This is a genomic window from Paenibacillus sp. Leaf72, assembly GCF_001422685.1.
Classification (GTDB): Bacteria; Bacillota; Bacilli; order Paenibacillales; family Paenibacillaceae; genus Pristimantibacillus.
Genome location: NZ_LMLV01000034.1, coordinates 198,497 through 218,609 on the forward strand (window position 1 = coordinate 198,497; position 20,113 = coordinate 218,609).

General features: G+C 36.9%; 25 protein-coding genes. All 25 read right to left on the reverse strand.

Annotation, left to right across the window (positions count from 1 at the left end):
• Positions 1-26 precede the first annotated feature (26 nt).
• The 25 genes from ASF12_RS30135 to ASF12_RS30250 all read right to left on the reverse strand — a co-directional run bounded on the left by ASF12_RS30135 (position 27) and on the right by ASF12_RS30250 (position 19,811).
• Complete coding sequence (locus ASF12_RS30135; RefSeq protein WP_056042541.1) at positions 27-782, reverse strand: LytR/AlgR family response regulator transcription factor; 756 nt, start codon at positions 780-782, stop codon at positions 27-29.
• Positions 783-794: 12 nt separating this feature from the next.
• Positions 795-1,154, reverse strand: a complete 360-nt coding sequence (locus ASF12_RS30140) for a LytTR family transcriptional regulator DNA-binding domain-containing protein (protein ID WP_235533334.1) — start codon at positions 1,152-1,154, stop codon at positions 795-797.
• Positions 1,155-1,322: 168 nt separating this feature from the next.
• Positions 1,323-1,685, reverse strand: a complete 363-nt coding sequence (locus ASF12_RS30145; RefSeq protein ID WP_056042544.1) for a LytTR family transcriptional regulator DNA-binding domain-containing protein — start codon at positions 1,683-1,685, stop codon at positions 1,323-1,325.
• A 261-nt stretch (positions 1,686-1,946) separates the two neighbouring features.
• Positions 1,947-3,173 carry an accessory gene regulator B family protein gene (locus ASF12_RS30150; RefSeq protein WP_056042551.1) on the reverse strand — a complete coding sequence of 409 codons (1,227 nt, stop codon included), beginning with the start codon at positions 3,171-3,173 and terminating at the stop codon, positions 1,947-1,949.
• 593 nt (positions 3,174-3,766) lie between these two features.
• Positions 3,767-4,252 (reverse strand): helix-turn-helix domain-containing protein, encoded by a 486-nt coding sequence (locus ASF12_RS30155; RefSeq protein WP_056042553.1) that lies wholly within the window; start codon positions 4,250-4,252, stop codon positions 3,767-3,769.
• 152 nt (positions 4,253-4,404) lie between these two features.
• Positions 4,405-5,088, reverse strand: coding sequence for a hypothetical protein (locus tag ASF12_RS30160; RefSeq protein WP_056042555.1), 684 nt, complete (start codon positions 5,086-5,088; stop codon positions 4,405-4,407).
• Between the two features lie 27 nt (positions 5,089-5,115).
• Positions 5,116-6,228: a hypothetical protein gene (locus ASF12_RS30165; RefSeq protein ID WP_056042557.1), complete on the reverse strand. Its 1,113-nt coding sequence runs from the start codon at positions 6,226-6,228 to the stop codon at positions 5,116-5,118.
• Between the two features lie 37 nt (positions 6,229-6,265).
• Positions 6,266-7,582 (reverse strand): hypothetical protein, encoded by a 1,317-nt coding sequence (locus ASF12_RS30170; RefSeq protein WP_056042559.1) that lies wholly within the window; start codon positions 7,580-7,582, stop codon positions 6,266-6,268.
• 271 nt (positions 7,583-7,853) lie between these two features.
• Positions 7,854-8,084 (reverse strand): hypothetical protein, encoded by a 231-nt coding sequence (locus tag ASF12_RS30175; RefSeq protein WP_056042561.1) that lies wholly within the window; start codon positions 8,082-8,084, stop codon positions 7,854-7,856.
• A 178-nt stretch (positions 8,085-8,262) separates the two neighbouring features.
• Positions 8,263-8,832, reverse strand: coding sequence for a hypothetical protein (locus tag ASF12_RS30180; protein ID WP_056042562.1), 570 nt, complete (start codon positions 8,830-8,832; stop codon positions 8,263-8,265).
• A 468-nt stretch (positions 8,833-9,300) separates the two neighbouring features.
• The gene (locus tag ASF12_RS30185) at positions 9,301-9,651 is read right to left on the reverse strand and encodes a hypothetical protein (protein ID WP_155973565.1); all 351 of its coding nucleotides are present in this window, start codon (positions 9,649-9,651) and stop codon (positions 9,301-9,303) included.
• A 271-nt stretch (positions 9,652-9,922) separates the two neighbouring features.
• Complete coding sequence (locus ASF12_RS30190; RefSeq protein WP_155973567.1) at positions 9,923-10,246, reverse strand: hypothetical protein; 324 nt, start codon at positions 10,244-10,246, stop codon at positions 9,923-9,925.
• A gap of 97 nt (positions 10,247-10,343) precedes the next feature.
• Entirely contained in the window at positions 10,344-10,733 is a 390-nt protein-coding gene (locus ASF12_RS30195) for a hypothetical protein (RefSeq protein WP_056042569.1), read from the reverse strand.
• 31 nt (positions 10,734-10,764) lie between these two features.
• On the reverse strand, positions 10,765-11,226 hold the full coding sequence (locus tag ASF12_RS30200; RefSeq protein ID WP_155973569.1) for a hypothetical protein: 462 nt from the start codon (positions 11,224-11,226) through the stop codon (positions 10,765-10,767).
• Positions 11,227-11,241: 15 nt separating this feature from the next.
• Positions 11,242-11,439, reverse strand: a complete 198-nt coding sequence (locus tag ASF12_RS30205; RefSeq protein ID WP_056042573.1) for a hypothetical protein — start codon at positions 11,437-11,439, stop codon at positions 11,242-11,244.
• 285 nt (positions 11,440-11,724) lie between these two features.
• Positions 11,725-12,057, reverse strand: a complete 333-nt coding sequence (locus tag ASF12_RS34795; protein WP_155973571.1) for a hypothetical protein — start codon at positions 12,055-12,057, stop codon at positions 11,725-11,727.
• Between the two features lie 9 nt (positions 12,058-12,066).
• Entirely contained in the window at positions 12,067-12,618 is a 552-nt protein-coding gene (locus ASF12_RS30210; protein ID WP_056042574.1) for a hypothetical protein, read from the reverse strand.
• 363 nt (positions 12,619-12,981) lie between these two features.
• Complete coding sequence (locus ASF12_RS30215) at positions 12,982-13,986, reverse strand: TIR domain-containing protein (protein ID WP_056042576.1); 1,005 nt, start codon at positions 13,984-13,986, stop codon at positions 12,982-12,984.
• 154 nt (positions 13,987-14,140) lie between these two features.
• Positions 14,141-14,401, reverse strand: coding sequence for a hypothetical protein (locus ASF12_RS30220; protein WP_155973573.1), 261 nt, complete (start codon positions 14,399-14,401; stop codon positions 14,141-14,143).
• A 35-nt stretch (positions 14,402-14,436) separates the two neighbouring features.
• Positions 14,437-14,868, reverse strand: a complete 432-nt coding sequence (locus ASF12_RS30225) for a hypothetical protein (RefSeq protein ID WP_056042580.1) — start codon at positions 14,866-14,868, stop codon at positions 14,437-14,439.
• A gap of 35 nt (positions 14,869-14,903) precedes the next feature.
• Positions 14,904-15,134 carry a hypothetical protein gene (locus ASF12_RS30230; RefSeq protein ID WP_056042582.1) on the reverse strand — a complete coding sequence of 77 codons (231 nt, stop codon included), beginning with the start codon at positions 15,132-15,134 and terminating at the stop codon, positions 14,904-14,906.
• 779 nt (positions 15,135-15,913) lie between these two features.
• Positions 15,914-16,942, reverse strand: a complete 1,029-nt coding sequence (locus tag ASF12_RS30235; RefSeq protein ID WP_056042585.1) for a 3'-5' exonuclease — start codon at positions 16,940-16,942, stop codon at positions 15,914-15,916.
• Between the two features lie 160 nt (positions 16,943-17,102).
• A complete protein-coding gene (locus ASF12_RS30240; protein ID WP_056042587.1) occupies positions 17,103-17,456 on the reverse strand; it encodes an ASCH domain-containing protein in 354 nt (117 codons plus the stop codon).
• A gap of 331 nt (positions 17,457-17,787) precedes the next feature.
• A complete protein-coding gene (locus ASF12_RS30245) occupies positions 17,788-18,321 on the reverse strand; it encodes a putative metallopeptidase (protein WP_056042589.1) in 534 nt (177 codons plus the stop codon).
• Between the two features lie 329 nt (positions 18,322-18,650).
• Positions 18,651-19,811 carry a hypothetical protein gene (locus tag ASF12_RS30250; protein ID WP_056042591.1) on the reverse strand — a complete coding sequence of 387 codons (1,161 nt, stop codon included), beginning with the start codon at positions 19,809-19,811 and terminating at the stop codon, positions 18,651-18,653.
• Positions 19,812-20,113 lie beyond the last annotated feature (302 nt).

Consider the following 20,113-nt stretch of genomic DNA (forward strand, 5'->3'; position numbering starts at 1 on the left):
CTGGTCAAGTCTCTTTTCCTAGACAATTAACTCTTATCATCATTAAATCGTTTCCAAGCTGTCATAAAATCTTGAATGCGATCATCGGGTATTTCCAAAGTATCCGACCGATCAAAAAATAAAATTTGATTATGCATAACGTTTTTTATGCGGTTCAGATGTACAAGAATTGAGCGTGACACTCTGTAAAAGTCCTGCCTATCTAGATAGTTTTCATAAACTTTAAGCGGTACTAGTGTTATAAAGTCATCCTCAGCAGTCCATACGATTGAATGCTTAATTTCTTTTTTTGTCTCTATACAACAGACTTCCGATGGATAAAGTTGTTTAATATTATTATTATCTATAACAGGAATCATAAAGCCGCCGTTTAAGACAAACTTTTCGTAATTGACATGAGTAGAAAGCTTATTGATCGCCGCTTGTAATCGATCAATTGTATAGGGTTTTTCTACAACATCGATAATGCCCAAATCATAAGTATCCGCCCCTTCTGGTTTTGACCCTGTTACCAGTATGGCGGGTATCTTAATACCACGAAATGTGAACCGTGCATAGGTGTCTAGGCCCGTACGGCCACCACCCAATTCAACGTCAAGAATGAGTGCATCTAATTCATCTTTCCACTCAGTAGCTAAATTGATTAGTTCTTGGCTGTTTGAGGCTATCCCTTTAACATTAATGTTTCCTAAGCGCTCTAGCTGTGACAAGATCACTTGTTGCTGCTGCATGTCATCTTCAGCAATCAATACATTCAACTTATCACCAGTCAACTTACGCATGAGTTCTTCCCCCTAATTATGATCATGCTGTGATTTCATTAGATTTTGTAGTAGAGTATGGTTTTTTCTTGCGATATAAGCCATTTTACTAAATTCAGTTACGTTATTTTCAAAAAAGACCGTCCGACTTTTTTGGTCATAATGTTTAATCGCAGGTATTCGAACAAAATTACTATTATCCATCCTCATCATTTTCATTTCTCTTAGGTGGCTACTACCTTCAAAGTCTTTGAAACTTTGGGCCGCCTCATATTTTTTACCATCAGCATGATGATAAGTAATCACTCTATTGACAGTTTCGATGAACCAGCAATCTTTGATGTTTATATTTAGTAATTCACCAGGTTTCTCAGGATGACGTACTAAAGCCATAAGTTCCAAATCAACACCTCAATTTCATGTGCATATTTTTTAATCTGTGATCATAGTTTATCATCAATAGGTTCATTAAACCATGACACTTTAACGCTTATTCTATTGTTTACAAAGCTCTGAGTATTCTATATAATGTTACGCCCAAATAATAAAGGACACCCCTTCTTATTCGTTGGGAGTGTCCTCTAATATTTTTTGTAATTCAATTATAAGTTCTTTGATTTTTCTTTTATGCTTTCCGGATACGTTAACAAGATCAGTGGAATTGTTGAAAGAAAGCTGGCTCCACTTTTCATCATAACCTTTAACATGTTTCCAGTTCACGACAAAGGGCCTGTCGGTTTTTACAAACCCCTCAATGTACTCAAAATGAGTAACGTTATGTGGAAATAGAAATACTTCTGTACTTGTATGAATCAGCACTTTGGCGGTTGCAAAAGAACAAAATATGATCTCATCCATTTCAAGAAAGTAGGGTACATAATTCCCTCTTCCTTTTTCTCTAAGGACAAATATTCTGTTTGACAACTATTATCACTCCAAGTCTCTTTATGATCGCCTGCCTTTGTAGGGGTTACGGAAAGGATTAGCACCTTTCCGTAACTCGGATGTAATAAATAGCTGGCGTTCAATTACTTAATTAGTTCTTCCGGAGCTGGGGCGCTATAGAGGAAAAACTTGAAAGAAACAGTGAAGAAAGCGGCTCCGAGCCTCATTGAGCTTGCTGCATGAGTAGCTACAAATCGGTTTAATTTCACAACAAAACACCTCCTCTCGGTATCATCCTATTTACTTCTTAATTTTTATAATTGGTAACAGTGTACAAACTTGCAGCATAAACGTCATTAGGAGCACTTCGGAATCAATAAAATATCCAAACGATACAATGAGAATGGATAAGACTTTATAAACAAGTTTTTTTCTCATACTAAATTTCATATCACCTGGTATTGATGGAGAGAATATGAGAACAATGATAACAATAGTTGCCCATATATACGGCTGCCAAAGTACCGGCGGGACCAATAAAGATGAAGACATTATGATTAATGTAGAAACAATAATACATTGCAGCGGGGTACTCATATGATGTCCACCAGAGAAGAATCGCAAGATACCTAACCCTATCAGGGACAACAATACTTCAGTCGTATGTTGAAAAATAAGTCCCAATAAAAGTGAAAAAATAATGATCGCGATAATTGGGATCGTATTTAACAAAAAGTAGCGGAGAACATTCTCGCTGACATGCTTACCTTGATTATTTAAGTATATCCATCTTGCAATACTATCCGCAATAGTTTCAATTATCGACTTTTGTATGCGGGATTCCTCTTCCGACTCGTCTTCATATTCTTTCTCGTAAGATAATCTAAATAGGAGAACGAACATAACTAACATAATTAGTACTGTGCAATAAAATGCTGTAAAGTTATGAGTGGTAACTGCGAAAACCGAAAAAAGAAAAATTCCAAATGTAAAAATCGCATGTATTAGAATTTTTCGATTGACACCATTAAATATCACAGCTTCTCTCGGTGAATAAGGTACATAAGTAAATCCTATGTTTAATCTACGTAGAACATACAATATGAACAAGGATAATCCTACGGTTAGGATTTGTAGTATGTATGCTTGAACATTTAAAGCAGATATAGCATAATCCAGTTCATACATTTTTACGGTTGTCAAAACAAAAGCAGCTATTGCCTGCAAAACAGTAAAAAGAGCGACACCTTTAATAATCATACAACCGGCATAAAAAAATCCTACTCGATAAACGAATCTAAGTATTAAAAACAAAAGGACACATTGTACAACCGTATCCCAACCTTGTAAATGAAACTCTTCTCTGATCTCGTAGGAGATATATGAGAGAACTAATCCTATTAGGACCATTGAATTATAATATATTTTTGTTTGAAATCTGAATAACCTAAAAGTAAGAGACAAAATCATGGTAATCTCTAAGGTAGATAAAAAAATGGAAATGACTACTGATAACCAATATGTCATGTTTTTTATGTGCCTCCCTTGATTATCTGGGACGTAAACATAGATATTCACATCAAATTAGATTACTTTTTTACCCCTAGATACCGATAAGATCCAACTCCTTTAACACCGTACTTCATCATTTACACAAGACTATATTCTGATTATACTGAAAAATCAATACTTGTAAAGGTAAACGAAACTCGTTTGTTATTTAAAAATTACAGTATTCTGATAATAATTTTGATTAATTTCCCGTTCAAATAAGCACAGTAATCAAAAACTCAGTGTTTGTAAATACAAGCAAACATCCTCAATTTCCCTGAAAGGTACGGCCGTTCCAGCCCGCATTGGCATTTTCACAATCTAAATAGGCTGCAACAAAAACAGAGCGTTCCATCCTAGAGATACGAAACGGCCAGAGATTCAATTCAAAATGATGCTATTTTAGAAAATTAAAAATAGACATTACAAAGTGAATAAACTAGTTCTTAAGTTCGAAAGTAGTCAATTCTGCTTAGTTTAGTCTCCTCTTTAAACTGTAAAGTGTTTAAACATTCTAACAACAAACAAACCCTCCCAAAATAGTGAGGATTTATTTGTTTTCTTATTTATTAATTTGGTCTAGTAGGGTCATCGGTCTTACCAAGTAGAAACTCTTTTGTAGTATTCAGCTCAACTGCAATTTCACGAAGTAGTCTTTCATCAGGCATCTCTCTTCCACTTTCCATGTAGCCATAACGCAACTCAGTAATAGAAAGTTTTTTCTTCATTTCCATTTGAGTTTTCCCTATTGAAACGCGGAGCTCTCGAAGCCTCCGAGAAAAAATAACCTGAACATCTTTCGATTCGCCAAATATTAAAGCTGTCGGTGGAGCTTTAGACAAATCCAAATGAGGAGCAGCGTCAATTAACTCATGTGGATCTAAGTCTAAGGCCACCCCAATCTTATATAAAGCGTCAAAACCTGGCTTCCCAGAATTTTTCTCAGCAGATGAAATTGTCGAATGTGAAACACCAGACAAAGTAGCCGTTTTAGTAATTGTATACCCTAATCGTATTCTTGCTTTGTAGATCATTTCCCCAAAATTACCGTCCACGATTTTCAACTCCTCAAGCGCATTATATCACAAATGAAAGTAAGACTAAATGCTCAGAGATGGATAATACCCCCAATAAAAGAATGGCATTGGTCCATCCCTAATCCTTCCTCTTTTCATTTTTACGCATATGGTTGAAAATATCCTTACTTCTATTCCTTCCTTCTTTTCGCCCAAAGTTGAGGCGGCGTGTGCGGGGTTGAGGAAAACCTTAGATAGTTCCAAGTAAAACGAAATAACAAAAGCATCCAGTGATTAATAATCATAATATAAAATATCGACCAGACAGTCTCCATAGTTTGCGCAGAACTTCCTACTATTCCAAAATCCACACTGTACGTAGGATGATTTGATATGAACCTAACAAGAAAAAACGCGCCGAAGTAGATTGTCCCGACATATTTAATATACTGAATCATTGAGTGAAACATACTCCAAATATAGGTCCAAACTGATAAAGCGGCACGTTGGATAAAACCTTCCATTAATATGTTCTCTTCCTTACAAATATGGTACGCCTTAACCCAGGCATCCATTTCATGCCCGACAAGTAATAGTTTAGGTAGAATATGTCCTTTACCCGCCAACCTTCTTATGGTGCTCATCAGGTGTGACTTGTATTGACTACGGCGCTTGTATTGATAATAATGAGCAAGTTCGTGGGATAAGATAAAGGTTTCATCCTTTTCTAAGATTGCTATGTTTCTCGGAACCGTTATATATGAGTTATTTACTAAAGCATACAAGAACTCCGGTCGGCGTTCATTTTCCAACTCAGTCACTTCCATTATTGGAATGCCCTCTTTTTTTATACGATCAATAATTTTTGAAATCATACTCTTCCTCCTGTTTCCTTTTTTTCATTAATATGAACTACACGATGAACCGCAAGATGATCCACTGGATGAACTGCACGACGAACTGCTTGGTGAGCTGCTAGTTGAAGCGCTCGATGAACTGCATGACGGGCTACTTGAAGAGATACTACTATCTGAACAGCTTACATCTTTGCTTTGAAGTGTAGAGGAATGCTCAGATGATCTCCCTCCAGAATTTGAATCAACCCATACATATTGAGTCCCATTTAAAGTTTGATTATCGCGGTTAGTTGCAGTACTGGTTTGCCGCTCAGCTGAATGTCTGATTACAGCCTTGTTACCTGTTACATCCGCTTGGTGAGGTAATTGTCTTTTTACTTGTGTTGAGCTAATTAAAAAGGAAATAACAAAGAATATGATTTTAACAGCTTGAGGTGATGGATTCACTCTAAAATAGTCATTCATGATTTCAATCTTGCTTAAGTTTTGTAAATCATGGATAAATGACTTAGACAACATGTCAGGGGAATAAGTGAATTTCCCAAGCAGCTCTAAGTTCTCGGGTTTTATTTTAAACAAGGCCCGGTAGCACTGCTCAAATAAAACCCTATCCGCATTAACGTCATTATGTTTTAATATCGATCCGATACGTGGCTCATGATGAATAACACGACCCGCATACATCGTACAAAATTGCTGATATTCTTTAGTAAAGAGTATGGCTTGATGCCACACTATATCTACTTGACTGGAGTACATCCCGGTGTTCTTCATTATTTCGCATAAGATAAAAAAGCGTTTGAGTTCATGCAGCAGCCAGTTGAAATCATTATCATTTATTTCTGGATGAGATTCTTTTACTTTGAATCTCAATTTTGATTCAAAGTCGGTAGCAGACAAAGCTTCATTTAACTTTTGTTCCATTTTTATAAAGTTTTCATCCGATCGTAGCCAATCAACTCCGATTGGTGCTTTTGACTTTGGTTCGAACGGAGATGCGATTGGATGCACCACTTTATTTTCTGAAATCCGTAACGAGCGGTAATATTCTATTTTTTCCAATATTTTTTCCGCGACAAAAACGATGATAATTAAGGCGGAAATAATAAAAACACAAATTAACAAGGTATAGATTAGTGCTTCTAGATTTGAATCCATAAGAACAACTCCTTTATCATGTTATTAAAAGTTCAGCTTAATTTTGTGATTTAGCAGTCCAAAACAAATCGGGTAGTGGCATTTTTAAAGAAACTTTTGTCGTGTAGGCATTCGATTGTGATTTAAACTTTTCTCCTTTTATCACAAAAGTATATTGTCCCGAAATGGTTAGTTTGGCCAACTCGACATCGATTCGAACTTCCGCTGTTTCGTTTGATTTATGTGTATACCCTTTTCCGATTTCTTTCCCGTTAGGCGCGATAATTTGTACGAAGTACTTCCCCTCATCACTGTAATAGGGTACTGCTGTTTGAAATGAGACAACATCGTCATTGTTATCTTTAAATACCCCAACAGACACTTTGCTGTTTACTAGACCTGGGGTAGGAGGCAATGCATGTTTGGCGGTAATCTTACAAATCGCTGCAGTCGATCGCTTCAGCGTATTGAATTCGTCGTCTTTCGCTTCAATATAGATCGAATAGGTTCCTGGTATGAACTCTGCTGTTACACCAACTGCCGGCTTAACAATAGACCGTTGAACTTGTTTGTTGTTGGAATCATAAACATACATAGTATTCAGTTTTGATTTTGACGAAAAATCAAATTCACAATAGCCTTTCGGATTTATTCGCAAATTGCTTATTACTGGCGTTACCGGCTGCGGGGCCTTAATATCTGATGCTTTAATATTTTGTTTAACTGTACTGCTTAGGTTACCGTATTTTATTGCATGTGCTTTAATCGTATAAACGCCTTGAATTACATCAGTTTCTTTTAAACGGAACTTATAGATAATTTCATCCTTTAACTTATTCCCGTTTGCTTCCTTCACTAGTTCACCTAAAGGATCATAGAGCTTAAAATTGACAGTCGTTTCTTCGCCAGGAATTAAATCAACCGAAGCGGTCAGCACATTGTATTCACCATTTTTCATCGCGGATATGAATAGATTTTCCGGTGTTTGCGGCATTAGCATGGCTTTGGTTATTGTGACATTATATCCAATGGTAAACTGCGATAATTTACTTACACCGTCATATGATTCGCTTTTGACGGTATAAGTACCTGGGGTAAACCCCTTTAATTTGGATATGCTACCGCTTTTCAATACTTTTTGTCTGACAACGATCTTATTATTAGATGTATCTATTATGTTAACAAATAATGTTTCAGGTCCTTTCACATTAACAAGTATTACACCGTCCATATTTACTTCTACTTCTTGAGAGAGGTTTTTTTCTTCCGCGGCTAACGTACGAGATACGGGTAAACTCTGATATCCCCAAATTACAAAGGACACCACTAATATCCCCACAACAGCTTTCATCGTTTTTAATAAGTCCATTCTCACATCGCTCAACTCCTCTTGTTTATTTGTTTTCCCACAATAGAAAAAGGCATCATTTCGTTTTACGGAAATGAGCCTTGATGTTATTGATATGAAGGAAAACAACGATGATTTACAATTTGTCGCCATATGTGTAAATCATGGTTTACAATTAATATAATACATTTAATGCAGCGGGGCGTCAATTATTATTTTGCTACAACACTTAGTCCATTTGAGCCCGCTGCACCAAGATAAGCAAAATTTCCGATCGTTTCAGTCTGTAAATTAGTTTTCAATTGTTCATTTTATTTAAGGCTAATGATGATATCCAAATAAGCCCTGTTCCGCTGTCTAGTCCAATTTTCTCCTCTGCATGTTTAGTTCTATTCAAGCGAGCATCTTGTAGGGCTAATGATGATCTCCAAAAAAAGCCTGTTCCGCTGTCTAGTCCAACTTTCTCCTCTACATGTTTAGTTCTATTCAAACGTGCCTCTAATTTTTCTTGGATAGGTTCTTTGCCCATTACTTAGTCCCCTCTTTCATTAGTATAAGATTCAACAGATGCTTTTCTATTACCACTATATCCTCCTAGACAAAAGTCGTCCACTGGCTAAACCTGATCCCTAAACGTCACTCTTCACTCATATTTCTCTGAAACGGCATTATTATTTTCGCATTGTTAGCATTGAACCCCGCTTCCGTTAAGCGTATTTATGCCATTGGGATGGGTTGAACGTAATATTAAAAATCCCATCCCCAATGTTCACACATTCAAAATAAAATTTCATTTCGACTGCCAGCTTCCTGTAAGATTGCCCAATATCAATAACCGAAAAAAAGTCCCCTCTCCCGATTCGGTTAATTACTATTTGACGATGAATCTTGGATTGGTAAGTTGGTATATTAGCTAAAGCTTGATCATTTATATCTAAAGTATTCACTCCTGGGATATGAATACCTAGGAGATTTAGTGTGTGGGTTGCTGCGTATAACTGATGGGAATCAGTATCTTCCGTATCGCTTTTCGGAATAAGCTCTCTGCATAATTGAATCACATTATTAATCTCCTCCATCGTAATGAAGAGTCCATCTGTTGTATTAAGAAATTCTGTCTCTTCCCTATCAAGAATGCCTAGAAGACTTAAGGTATGCGTAGCTGCTTTTAATTGATGTTGCTCAGGATCATACTTAAGCTTGGTAACCTTTAGTCCTTCACAATATTGAAAAACATCACTTAGTCTATCAGTGCTTATCGAGAGCCCTTTACTCAATATTTATTCATCTCCTCAATTAATATGAAAATATTCTATCTACTTCATGTGGCAGTTTCTTTGATTTATACACAATATACATCAATATTCAATCATATTTATAAAAAGCGAAGTATAACACCCGATATTCTACTGACTTTTATACACTCAATTGTATATTGAAAGAAACAAAATTACTGAACCATTACTGGCTTGCGTTCTTTTCGTCTAGCCAATCGTACTAAACTTCTTAGCGAAGCTTTTCATCGGACTTTTTGCCCACTTTCAACCCTCACCTCCTATATGTTTTAGAACAATCAGTATTAGACTAACGTAGTTGTCGCAGCTGCATCTCAACTGAAAATGCTGAAGGAATAGTAATTCCTTTTCCCCTGCCAACTAGTAAACCAAACTTTAGTTATTCGATCACCTTTGAAATATATCATGAACAAATAAAATGAAAAGTTATTATGTCTTTCGGTAAGGAATTCATTCATTGTTTTCTGAAATGAATCTTGCGCCAATGTGAATGGTTAATAGAATAAATAAGAGTCCAATTAATGCAACCCATAGACGAATTTCATCCGTTGATGCAAATGCAATACATACTATTGCCACGTTCTCAATGAACACAAAACATCTGAATTTTCGACTCATAAATCGCATTTTTGTAAATAGTACGTCAGCAGGTTTCTTTAATGCGACACCAAGTATAATTAATCCAATAAGTGCAATCCATCCTTGAAGCGATTCTCTTTCTAGAAATCCAAAATGTTTCAGAGCGGCTATGGCCAAAATGGTGTATATCAAACTAAATTCATTAAGAATGGCGTTTTTCATGGACATCACCTTATCTCTCGTAATAAATTAATGATTCCAGAACTTTGAAGGACCCGCGGGCGCGATTCGATTCACTGTCCTGCTCGGACGTACTCATTAAAGTCCAGCTCACTACAATATGGATTTATATGCCGGTCTGGACATCAGAGCTACAAACTCTCCCAATGAATACTCATTGCAGCTGCAGGTCAATTTTGAACAAAACAAAAAAGCATATCGTCAAATTATTAGTTCGACGATATGCCTTATTGAATCTTTGAAGACTAGAAAGCTAAGTACTACTCCACAAATTATCATTCTTTCTTTCCATTTGATCTGCAGAATCAAGAATGAACGCCGCAGCTTCTTCTATATTAAATTTATTGAAGAATTTTGAGAACTCATCATCTTGAATATCACCTATCCAAAATCCCCACAGTACTGAATGATAATACACAAACAATCGTTCTGAGAAATACTCTCTGCGAAATAACTCACCCTGTTTCTCAAGAAACTCTAGTTTTTTAATTATTTTTGGAATCGTTAATTTCATCATCTGGGGTGGATGAGTAAACCACCCCTTCTTTCCACATCCCGCACATGTAGTGCTTTTCAATGGTCGCTTCGACGATACAATTTCATATTTGCATGTTACATCTGAGCATATCCATTTCATTATCATTTTCCTTTCTAGCTTCTCAAACAAAAGCCTGTTATTTATCACTCATAGATTCAGAACTCAAAATACGAATAACATCTTTTGCAGTTTGGAGAAGCCGCTCCTCTTGAACCCCAACCTTTCTAAATTCGAGTTTTCGCCTCAATTGACTATTTTCATTTTTAAGATCAGCAATTTGACTTATATAAGTTAAATGCAAATCACTAAGATATACATTGTTTTCTTCTAGCTTTGCTATTTTTTCATGAAGCAGCTGAATATCGCCCTTTACCTCATCACAATCATGTTTGCTACAATTATCTTTTAATTCGGTTGGATCTTTCGCAACAATATACAAATGACAGTGGCCACAAATTGCCTCCGTACCCTTACCTTTTTCGAAGTCCCTTGTTATACCGTCGTTACATTTGATTCTCAGTTTCACTGAAATCAACCTACCTATCATTTAATGATACTTAATTAAGTTCGCTTACTATTCCATTAAGCTCGTTTATTAATCCATATAGCCAAATCCAACTGCCACCATCTACATAAATTCTATAAAATGAACCTATATGCTGTCCTTCTAAGTCCATGTACCGGACTTGTTCCAGTGGAAGCGATGGCATAAGTACTTCCCAAAACATATCAGGCCGCAATTCAGTGGCAAGGATAAAACGATAGCGGCCTTTATCTTCAGCCGTTTCCTCATAGCTTTTTATGAATAGAGGAATTTTTGAATCTTCAATAAATACCTCCATATTACGTTTTGCTAATTCAAAGCCATTATCAATGGTAGGGCCGCTTCCTAAATTAATCATCAAATCCATTTTTCCGATACACTCCTTTATATTTTGTTTCATAATGTGAATTTTTTCGTCTGGAGCAACTAGCGGTCTTATTGATACAAGGATATCAACACTTCTTCTACTAAACAAGTCGGCTCCACCAAGTCACAGCTTTTCCTTAGCCATTTGCTCAATCTTGCAAATAAAACCATCCATAGAAACCGACTTTCCTTGTTTTATACAATCCCTCACATAGAACTTTAAACCTTCACCAATATCAGCTAGCCAATCCATTCCAATTCCTTCATTGTAAGCCTGCTGTTCGAATTCCTCTAATTTTTCGAGAAATTTTTCTGCTTTCAAAAGAAAACCACCTCGTATTCAATGAAATTGGAAGCGCCCTGACCAGGTCGTTTTATTTGATGACCCAACCCTCTAATTACAAAAATTCAACTACCTACAAAGAATACTATTGACATTCTGTACAAGGTTTCGGCTCAATAATATCACCATACCCTTCCTCATCAGTAGCCCACTCAATTTTGGTGCCTCCGCATGTTCCGCACATATATATACACCTCCAATTAATAATTTTGTATTGAAATCGGTAGCAGTCAAGTACAGTAGGAACGGCCTAATCAGTATCAATTAATTAGATGAATTGTTCCGCATTTTTTGTTTTTCTCGAATCTGCCGCAACCGTTGATATTCCTCTGGCAGCTTAACCTGGCTGTGTAGACTCATATGATGCGGGCATAAGTCTCTATCTCTTCCAACATTCGTCGCACATTTGTCGCATAAAGGCAGATCGCAAGTCTCGTAACTAATTGCTGAGTTTGCATCAACGAAATCCTTATAATCACGGAAGAAAATGATTTGATTATCGTAAGCAACCACATAATCACACCATCTTTTTACTGGATTACGCCTGCAAATCGCACATACGCCATCTATACTGAACGCCTCTATCATATTGGCCACTACACTCCCCTACCTATCTGAAATATTGCTTGAAGATAGCTGTGTTTCCGCGGGTTTTCTTACACTTAAATGGAGCTGGAGGATTTGAGACTCACACTCTAGTAAGTAATCAGACCAACTCCAATACGAGTCATCATAAGTAGGATAGTTAGATACTAAATGCACATCCTGAATACTGTTCCCGGTGTAGTCATGAAGCATCTTTAAAAAGAGCTCAACAATATTGGGAAGACGTAACCGGGTTATATCATGAAAGAACCAATGCTGACATGCATCTATCAGTTCAACCTGCCAATCAGAGCACTTATCCAAACGTAAGTCAATTTTGGCATTTTCACTCAGATTGTAATAGCATGCAAAGCTATTCTTTATATCCCCGCTGTGATCGAATCTACTAAGATGGAAAGCATATTGATGCAACTCATGATTGTTCTGTGCGGCTAATGCTATTAAAAAGCCGTTTAGGATATCAAGAGAGAGTATCGAATTTACCTTAGTAGTACTAGATGCGGTTTTCATTTGTTTTTTTTCTGCCATGAGAGTATTTTCAGTTTTATCCATACCATCTCCCCTTCCATCATTCCTCATACCCTTAATTATAGGGAGATTTATAGAATGTAAAGCTTTCGTTATAGAATTCCCTGACACGAAAAATCAGCCAAAATATAGCCGGCATTTTATTCAACAATAAAAAAAAGTACACCATGGTAATTACCCATAGTGTACTTTTAAACATATATTAATGTGAGCCCATCCGTCTGAGGAATGATGGTTTGCCGTAATCCGCTTTGCGCTCGTATACAACGGTAACTACACGATCGTCACCATCTGCTGAAGGAGCTCTAAGTTTCACCTTAGCATCGGTAACTGTACCTTTAACTGTTACTATACCTGGTCTCCCCTTATTAATTCTGCTCATTCAACTCACCCCTCAAAAAGATAATTTAACGTAGTTAGTAATTCATGATTTGCTAAATCTAACAAGGCAAAGTTCTCTTCAGATATTTCGAGATTACCTCTAATGTGGAGCGAAACAACTAACTCCTTACCCAAAGGATAGCATAGAACGTACTCATTGGCAAATGCTGCACGCCCATAGTACGTGAATTGAACTTTACTTTCCAAGTAACTGTCAACGACTAATATTCGTTCTTCACCTTCATTTTTATCAGCATGATCTGCAAATAAATAATAGCGATCACGTCCAATTGTCCCCGCTACGAACCCGATTCCTTCCGTACCATTGGCTTTCCATACAGCCCCGCCGCGGACTTGAAAGCCGTTAAGCGAACTAAGATCATAGGAATTTCGAAGACCGTTATACAAGTTCTCATAGCGGTTTTCCAACATCTCCGGATCAATAAACTCGGTAAAAAACTCCAGAAGTTTATTCTTAGCCATTATTTCCTGATTCAACACACCTATTTCCTGAAGGGGATCATTAAATATCCCCTCACTTGCTATCGATGTTTTGATTACGTGGCAAGCAACATTGACAGCTGCGCTGTAGTTCGAATCATTTCTGATTTCGTACTGAAGGATATTCAGCCCCGATAAATCAGAAGGAACATGAAAGCCATCAGCATTGAGATCCTCGACAATCTTCGAAGTGTCATTTGGTATTATGCAAAACACTCTTTGTCGTCTTAGTTTACCCCAAAAGAGACCCATTTCAAACACACTGTTATCCCGCGGGGACAAAAAAGTCTTGCCACGCATATTTACCAGATCATCTGGAGAAAATACAAATATTGCAAAGTCATTCGAATCCACTTGTGCTTCTAAATCTTCCATCGGGTACCGGTTAGCCTGGAATGCACCGGCAGACCATGGCGTTACTTCTGCTATATAACTCAGCTGCATGTGGATCTCATTCACATAATGAATACTCTCACGCGCTGAGCCAATAAAAACACGCGGCTTTCTCAAATAATTCTCCCCTTCGTCTTTAATTAAAGTAGTTCGCCTACTTAAATATAGCACAATTACCTATATTTGCACGAAGCATTTACAGCGATAAATAAAAGCACGCATGACCTTCGCTGAAGAAGCGAGTATCATGCGTGCGTCTTTGGTGTATAAGCTATAGCAACTTATGATCTTTAATACCTTCTGATTTGAATTTCTTAACCAATTCACGCGAAGAGTTAATCTCTTCGAAGTAAATAGTCTCGACTGACTCCCTTACCTTTAATAGTTCTTTTTCAGCCTCTTCCAAATTGTTAGAGGTAAGTAGCACTTTCTTAAGGGATTGTATTGAATCCCAAGAAGGAAGGGCATATACAACATCAACTGTGTTTTCTTCTTGACTCTGTTTTAACTTTCCTACGATTCTGTATTTCATATTATCATCGCCCTTTTCTTTACAGAAGATTAATGTCAATCTGTTGACCGCCGAACAATATCATGGTGACTTTCTAGTCGAATCAAAAGATAATAATTAAATTCCTCTATGTAATAAACATAGAGCCTAAATTTGTCCTTTGAGCTAAGTTGTGAACCATTAGAGATTAAGTTATCTTTCACGCAATCAAAATACCTCCACAAAGTGTGAGGTTCGTAAGGAATAAAGTCTTTTGCATACTCATAGCTAAAAGAAATTTTATTATGATTTAAACAAATCAAAGTTTCTACCCAATCATAGAAAGAAATAACCGGAACAGGCATTTTCACAATATATTTGCGCTCTTTGTCGATTACCTCTCTATCATCGTCTCCGCTTGAATCATATTCATAGTTGAAAGTTTCCATTTTAAACTGTGTTGTTATATGATGCAGGGATGAGGGTAAAATATTTAGTATCTCGTTCATTTATAAGCTCCTTCACTTTAATTTGGGGCAAGATATCAATCTTGCAACTGATCATCTAACATTGTGGAACGTTCTAATTGATCCGGCTTACCTGCCTTCACAAAGTCGCTTGCGAGCTTCATTTCGGAATGATAATCTTCCTGAAGCTTTTGTGCTCCTACTTTTCCTTCTATGTTCGTTTCCCAACCTTCATCGGAATTAAAGCTTCCCGACATCTTCTTAACCCGACCTGCATATTTTTTTAAAATTTGTTTCATAGTTGCCACAAGTTCCACCCCCATCAGTTATTTGCTTTAACAGCAAAATCTTCATACTTGAACAGTATCGCGTTTCGTGATTATTTTTCACCAATCTGGAGAAGTAACGCATTACTCTTACATCACAGAAATTTCACGAGTGTGGAGTGCATAAACGCAAAAAAACGCACGACCTTCGCTGTAAAAGCGAATATCATGCGTGCGTTCTCAAAGCCCTAAGCGATTTAAAATTTTTGTTGTGGTTCTATAGGAAAAACTAGGATGTACGAAGCTAGACAGGGGATGCTCCAAAAAGATGCATCTGCTCAAGTCAACCAATGACAATCCAAAGCTGTCCTCGCTACATAATAATTTGAGCGTCCACAACCAACAATCTTCATCCTGAAACCATTCAGTCCTGTGCTCAAGTGCTAGTTATCATCACATACAAGTGTGTTCATAACCTACTAGGAGCTAGAAGATTTGTCTTTGACAAGAAATATACCCTATTCTAAACCAATTTAGACAAAAAAGAAAGTGCTTTAAGCAGCAAGTTATAAATGCCTTGGAGGCGGGCAAACAAAAGATCAGCTCAAAACAGCAATCCAAGTTCTGTATGTTATTCGCTTGGCAATTTTGTCCGATGATGGATCTACTGGAACTGAACGACCGAGTGAGACAGATATCAGATACGATTTATTCAGAATTTCGAGATAATTCTAAGCGATTCTCTAGAAAACAAAATCGCTTTTCATTATTCTGGGAACGATATCGTTTCGCTCCTGAACTACCATCTTCAAAAAGTGTTATCAACGTGATTCCTCTTTTGCAAATAGATCAGGCACTTTAAATAAAGTTAAGTTATATAAAGCTATAAGTGTCTTGAATGTTGCTTCGCAATCGCTTAGCGCCCTATGAGGAGAATCATTTATGATACCCAACTTACTACATAACGTATCTAACTTGTAGTCAGGCGTTACTAATTGAGTTTGTTTAGCCAGTTTTTTTGTACACAGCAGCTCACCTTTCCATTTAGGAAGATTAAATCTATTTAAGAAATTTTGAAATAACTCATAATCAAAACCTGATATATTATGTCCAATTAATACAGGGGAATTATCGATAAATTCAATAAGCTTTTTCATGACAGAATAACCTTTAGGTGCAAGATCTACATCCGCTTGTTTGATCCCGGTTAAAAGGCGAACTGCTTTCGGTATTTTCATGCCAGGATTACATAAACTATCGAATCGGTCAATAATTTGACCATTTGATATCTTAATTGCACCTACTTCAATTATTCTTGCATATTTAATGTGTACACTTGTTGTTTCAAAGTCAATAATGACTGCATTTTCAGGCAGCATTACTCCCTTATAAGAAATAGCAGCAGTTTGAAGCTTATTAGCCTTAATATCGCTTTCTAACGTTTCTTGTCTTCGCTTCAAATCGTCCATGCTATAACCATATAATTTGCCTTTGGGTCGATTATCTAATGTTCCGATTGTATTTACCAAATGAAGGGCTTCATGGTAACGGTCCATGGTCAAATTATACGAAATAAACATAGAGAGAAGGAGTTCAATTTCTGATTTAATCTGCGGGTGAATAAGAGAGAGATAGATGTTTGGCATCGCCAGATTCAGCGAGTGATGCTTATAGTTCTTAACCAATGGTTTAAGAGCTGCAAGAATGCTTTTTCCGATAGCCTCTTGGTGTGAGACATTTCCATGATCAATAAACATATAGCCTCTCTTTTTATCCTCGATATCGCAATACATAGACATTGAAAATCGATTGTCTTCCTGAAATAATTCAATCGCCAGAGTGATGAGCATATATAGAAGCCCCTTCCTATCTGCATTCACAAATCTTTATGTTAAATCTAATGAGGATTACCCGCAATATCTGATTATTCATATCCTATCAACTTTGCTGATTCTATGTCATAAATTTTTGAAATTTAAACAAGACATTCTCTGAACAAAACCACGACTATCAGACAATGATTTTCTGCTTAGATAAGTTTACCCATCTAACGGCACCTGGAGGATGAATGTATGGAACAGGCTTACTTAGCCTTTGTGTATTGGTAAACACCCAAGCGTGAGGAGTAGAGTATGTAATATGTGTGGTCGAAGGTACACGATGAAAATCAAAATGACTTGCAAATTCTTCAAGCGTTATCGGAATACTTTGAACCAACTCAGTAGTACCTACAATAAGCCCTGATCCACTTCTAATTAACGCAATCTTTCCTCGAATGTTTGTATTTCTTCCTCGAATCTCCCATACTTTCAAGCCATTCAGAATCATTTCTATCCATGGTTCTCTTATTAATAGACCGTTCAATGATTTAACCTCCATCTGACTAATTTGTATATTGTAGATTCATTCTATCATTGCTATAGCGTTTCACAATTTAACTAATCTCTATTTCATTGTTTAACAGGATTTATTAGTCGTTCTCACATAAGCGAGATCCAGCAGCAATTACGTTGAGTTATATTACCTCCATGGATATGGTTCCGTCGAATGCATTCACACATTCCTTGATATTATGTAGCATTCAATTAATAGAAAGCCCCTAGTCGATGACTAGAGGCAGGCTTTAATAGTTAGGTGCGGGTGCGGGTGCGGGTGCGGGTGCGGGTGCGGGTGCGGGTGCGGGTGTTGAAATAAACTATTGAACAGCATGTAGATGGAAATGTATGACTTTACCCTCATTTGTAGATACTTCTTTAATCCCAAGAGACAGTTGCTCACCTTTTTTTGCAGAGGTGATAAAATCCTGTGTATCTGGCATCCATAAGCCATACTTTTCAACAACATATCGAAATTCTTCTAGATCATGTCCTTTAAACTTGAAAACAGGACGGCCATCTACTGTTGAAAGTTTGGAATTTCCGTCTTTATCGATCTGGGGATCAATGTGGCAAAGTTCGTGAAAAATAAGGGCTTCTTTTTGATGTTCACTTAAATAAGGCCAAATTTTCTTATTGATTAGAATTAAAATTTCAGCATTTGTTTCGAAACGCTCAAATGCTGTCAGCACCTTAGCTTTCCCATAAACAACTCTACCTTTAGACATCCATGAACCTGTTCGGAAGCGGGCTATAATGTTTCCCCGCTGCAGATAACGGAATTCTGTTTCTTTGCTCAACAGTGTTTTTATGATCGTATCAATCTCTACAGCCTCTTCAAAAGAGCTAGACATGCGGACTCCTCCTTCCAAGAATCAATAAATTACTTAATAGAGAGACATAATGGCACCTCTTTCCTCCATAAAAAAACAGCCCCTGGAGTGCGGGCTGTTTAGGTATTTATTATATAACCTTTACTCTGTAAAAAAGGCGTAACGATCATAAAACGGGAAAATAGAATTGTATTGACCGGCTGCGTCAATTAAGTATAGCAGCTCGTCAATATTCATTTGATGCCTTCCATCAAAGCAAATCTCTTCAGTAACAAAATCAAGCATCAACAACTACTTATACACGTGAACATCCCCCTTTTCAATTACCTCTAATTATGAAATGGTTTTGCTTACTGCTTCTTTAAATCAACTTGCTTTATTATGTCTTTAATCTCTTTAGAATTCCTGTCCAGAGACCAATGCTTTGATATCTTATCCATTCTTTCTTTTTGAACACCAGTAAAGTCAGACGCATCCGCTACTTTCCATCCTTCCTCTGTGAGAAGTAACAGTTCGTTTTGTATGGAGTAAGAAGCCGGACTACTACTCCCTTGAATCTCGAAGTGTGATACATAAACAATAAATGCAACATCGTAATAGCTATATGATTTGATGATCTTGGCGATATTCATGTTTAGGATGTTCTCAGATGCATATACGTTCTCTAAAATACCTTCTTTGTATTTAGTAGTAAGTCTTGACGTTCTTAATTTTTCTATACCCACACCATCTTGACTCATGATCCTATCCAGATATAATGCTAAAGTACTTTCAGGGGACTCCATCCCTAATTGTGTTACAAGATCTGCAGATCGTTTCATCTCAAGTGATTTATCCGTTCCAAAATAACTATTTATTGAACTATGCATCGAGATAAAGTCTCGTTTTGAAGAGAGAGTGAAGTAGGGAGCAGAAGTTTCTTTTGAATTGAGATATACCCGATACCCACTATCAACATTAGGAAGCCATTCTACTAGCTGGACAATTCCCTCTTTAGAAAATACTTTATCTTTCAGAAATGCCGATTTTGGATAGACAATAACCGCTGAATTAGTATCCGTCTCTATTCTAGAGATCGTATCTACAATTTGATAAGGCGGGATAACACCAGTTGCAAGTTTCTCATCTATAACCGTTTTTAACTTGATCCATCCACTCGTATAGTTTTGAAAATAGGTGAATCCAAAGAGTATCCAGTAGAACGATAGTGAACTGATAATGATCATCTTAAGATGTTTCTTAAGCGGCTTTTCTTTGTGTTTAAGCAAGACTAGATATAGGATCATCAAAACAAGATATATGGCCAAGATAATAAAGTAGGTACTTGCGGTTACAGCTGTGGCGGGTGAATAAAGTACATTAATCGTTCGCCACTTCATAAAAGAACTTAATGCCAGCAAATATAAAAGATGAACAAATGGAAGACCTACTACTAGTGATAATAGGTTCCACATCATTTTGTGACGTGCTGCACGGGCCTTCTCTCTTTTTGATAAAATATGAATTTGCATTACGTTACCTCCAAAATGACATTATTATTAAGAACAAAGCCCTGAATACTCCATTCTATTCATTCAGAAAAAGCGGCCCCTATATAATATAGGAGCCGCTGCGGGTATGATGATAATGAGTCCGCACATCGAGGCGGGCAGAATAAAGCAATTGATTATTTAAAAATAGGGAACATGACCGCAAGAGCAATAGTAACTAGACCTAAGCCCATAATAATGTAGCTCAAAGTCCTTTTACTCATAACCTTATTGTTTTTACTCATATTCTCTCCACTCTCCTTCACATCAAAATTGTAAATCAT

Excerpts from the sequence above, each read along its gene's own strand:
- ASF12_RS30235 (WP_056042585.1), bottom strand. The coding sequence starts at position 16,942 with ATGCTCATCACTCTGGCGATTGAATTATTTCAGGAAGACAATCGATTT.
- ASF12_RS30250 (WP_056042591.1), bottom strand. The coding sequence starts at position 19,811 with ATGCAAATTCATATTTTATCAAAAAGAGAGAAGGCCCGTGCAGCACGT.
- ASF12_RS30220 (WP_155973573.1), bottom strand. The coding sequence starts at position 14,401 with ATGAAATACAGAATCGTAGGAAAGTTAAAACAGAGTCAAGAAGAAAAC.
- ASF12_RS30160 (WP_056042555.1), bottom strand. The coding sequence starts at position 5,088 with ATGATTTCAAAAATTATTGATCGTATAAAAAAAGAGGGCATTCCAATA.
- ASF12_RS30150 (WP_056042551.1), bottom strand. The coding sequence starts at position 3,173 with ATGACATATTGGTTATCAGTAGTCATTTCCATTTTTTTATCTACCTTA.
- ASF12_RS30185 (WP_155973565.1), bottom strand. The coding sequence starts at position 9,651 with ATGAAAAACGCCATTCTTAATGAATTTAGTTTGATATACACCATTTTG.
- ASF12_RS30140 (WP_235533334.1), bottom strand. The coding sequence starts at position 1,154 with ATGGCTTTAGTACGTCATCCTGAGAAACCTGGTGAATTACTAAATATA.
- ASF12_RS30135 (WP_056042541.1), bottom strand. The coding sequence starts at position 782 with ATGCGTAAGTTGACTGGTGATAAGTTGAATGTATTGATTGCTGAAGAT.
- ASF12_RS30225 (WP_056042580.1), bottom strand. The coding sequence starts at position 14,868 with ATGAACGAGATACTAAATATTTTACCCTCATCCCTGCATCATATAACA.
- ASF12_RS30165 (WP_056042557.1), bottom strand. The coding sequence starts at position 6,228 with ATGGATTCAAATCTAGAAGCACTAATCTATACCTTGTTAATTTGTGTT.
- ASF12_RS30245 (WP_056042589.1), bottom strand. The coding sequence starts at position 18,321 with ATGTCTAGCTCTTTTGAAGAGGCTGTAGAGATTGATACGATCATAAAA.
- ASF12_RS30175 (WP_056042561.1), bottom strand. The coding sequence starts at position 8,084 with ATGGGCAAAGAACCTATCCAAGAAAAATTAGAGGCACGTTTGAATAGA.
- ASF12_RS30210 (WP_056042574.1), bottom strand. The coding sequence starts at position 12,618 with ATGGATAAAACTGAAAATACTCTCATGGCAGAAAAAAAACAAATGAAA.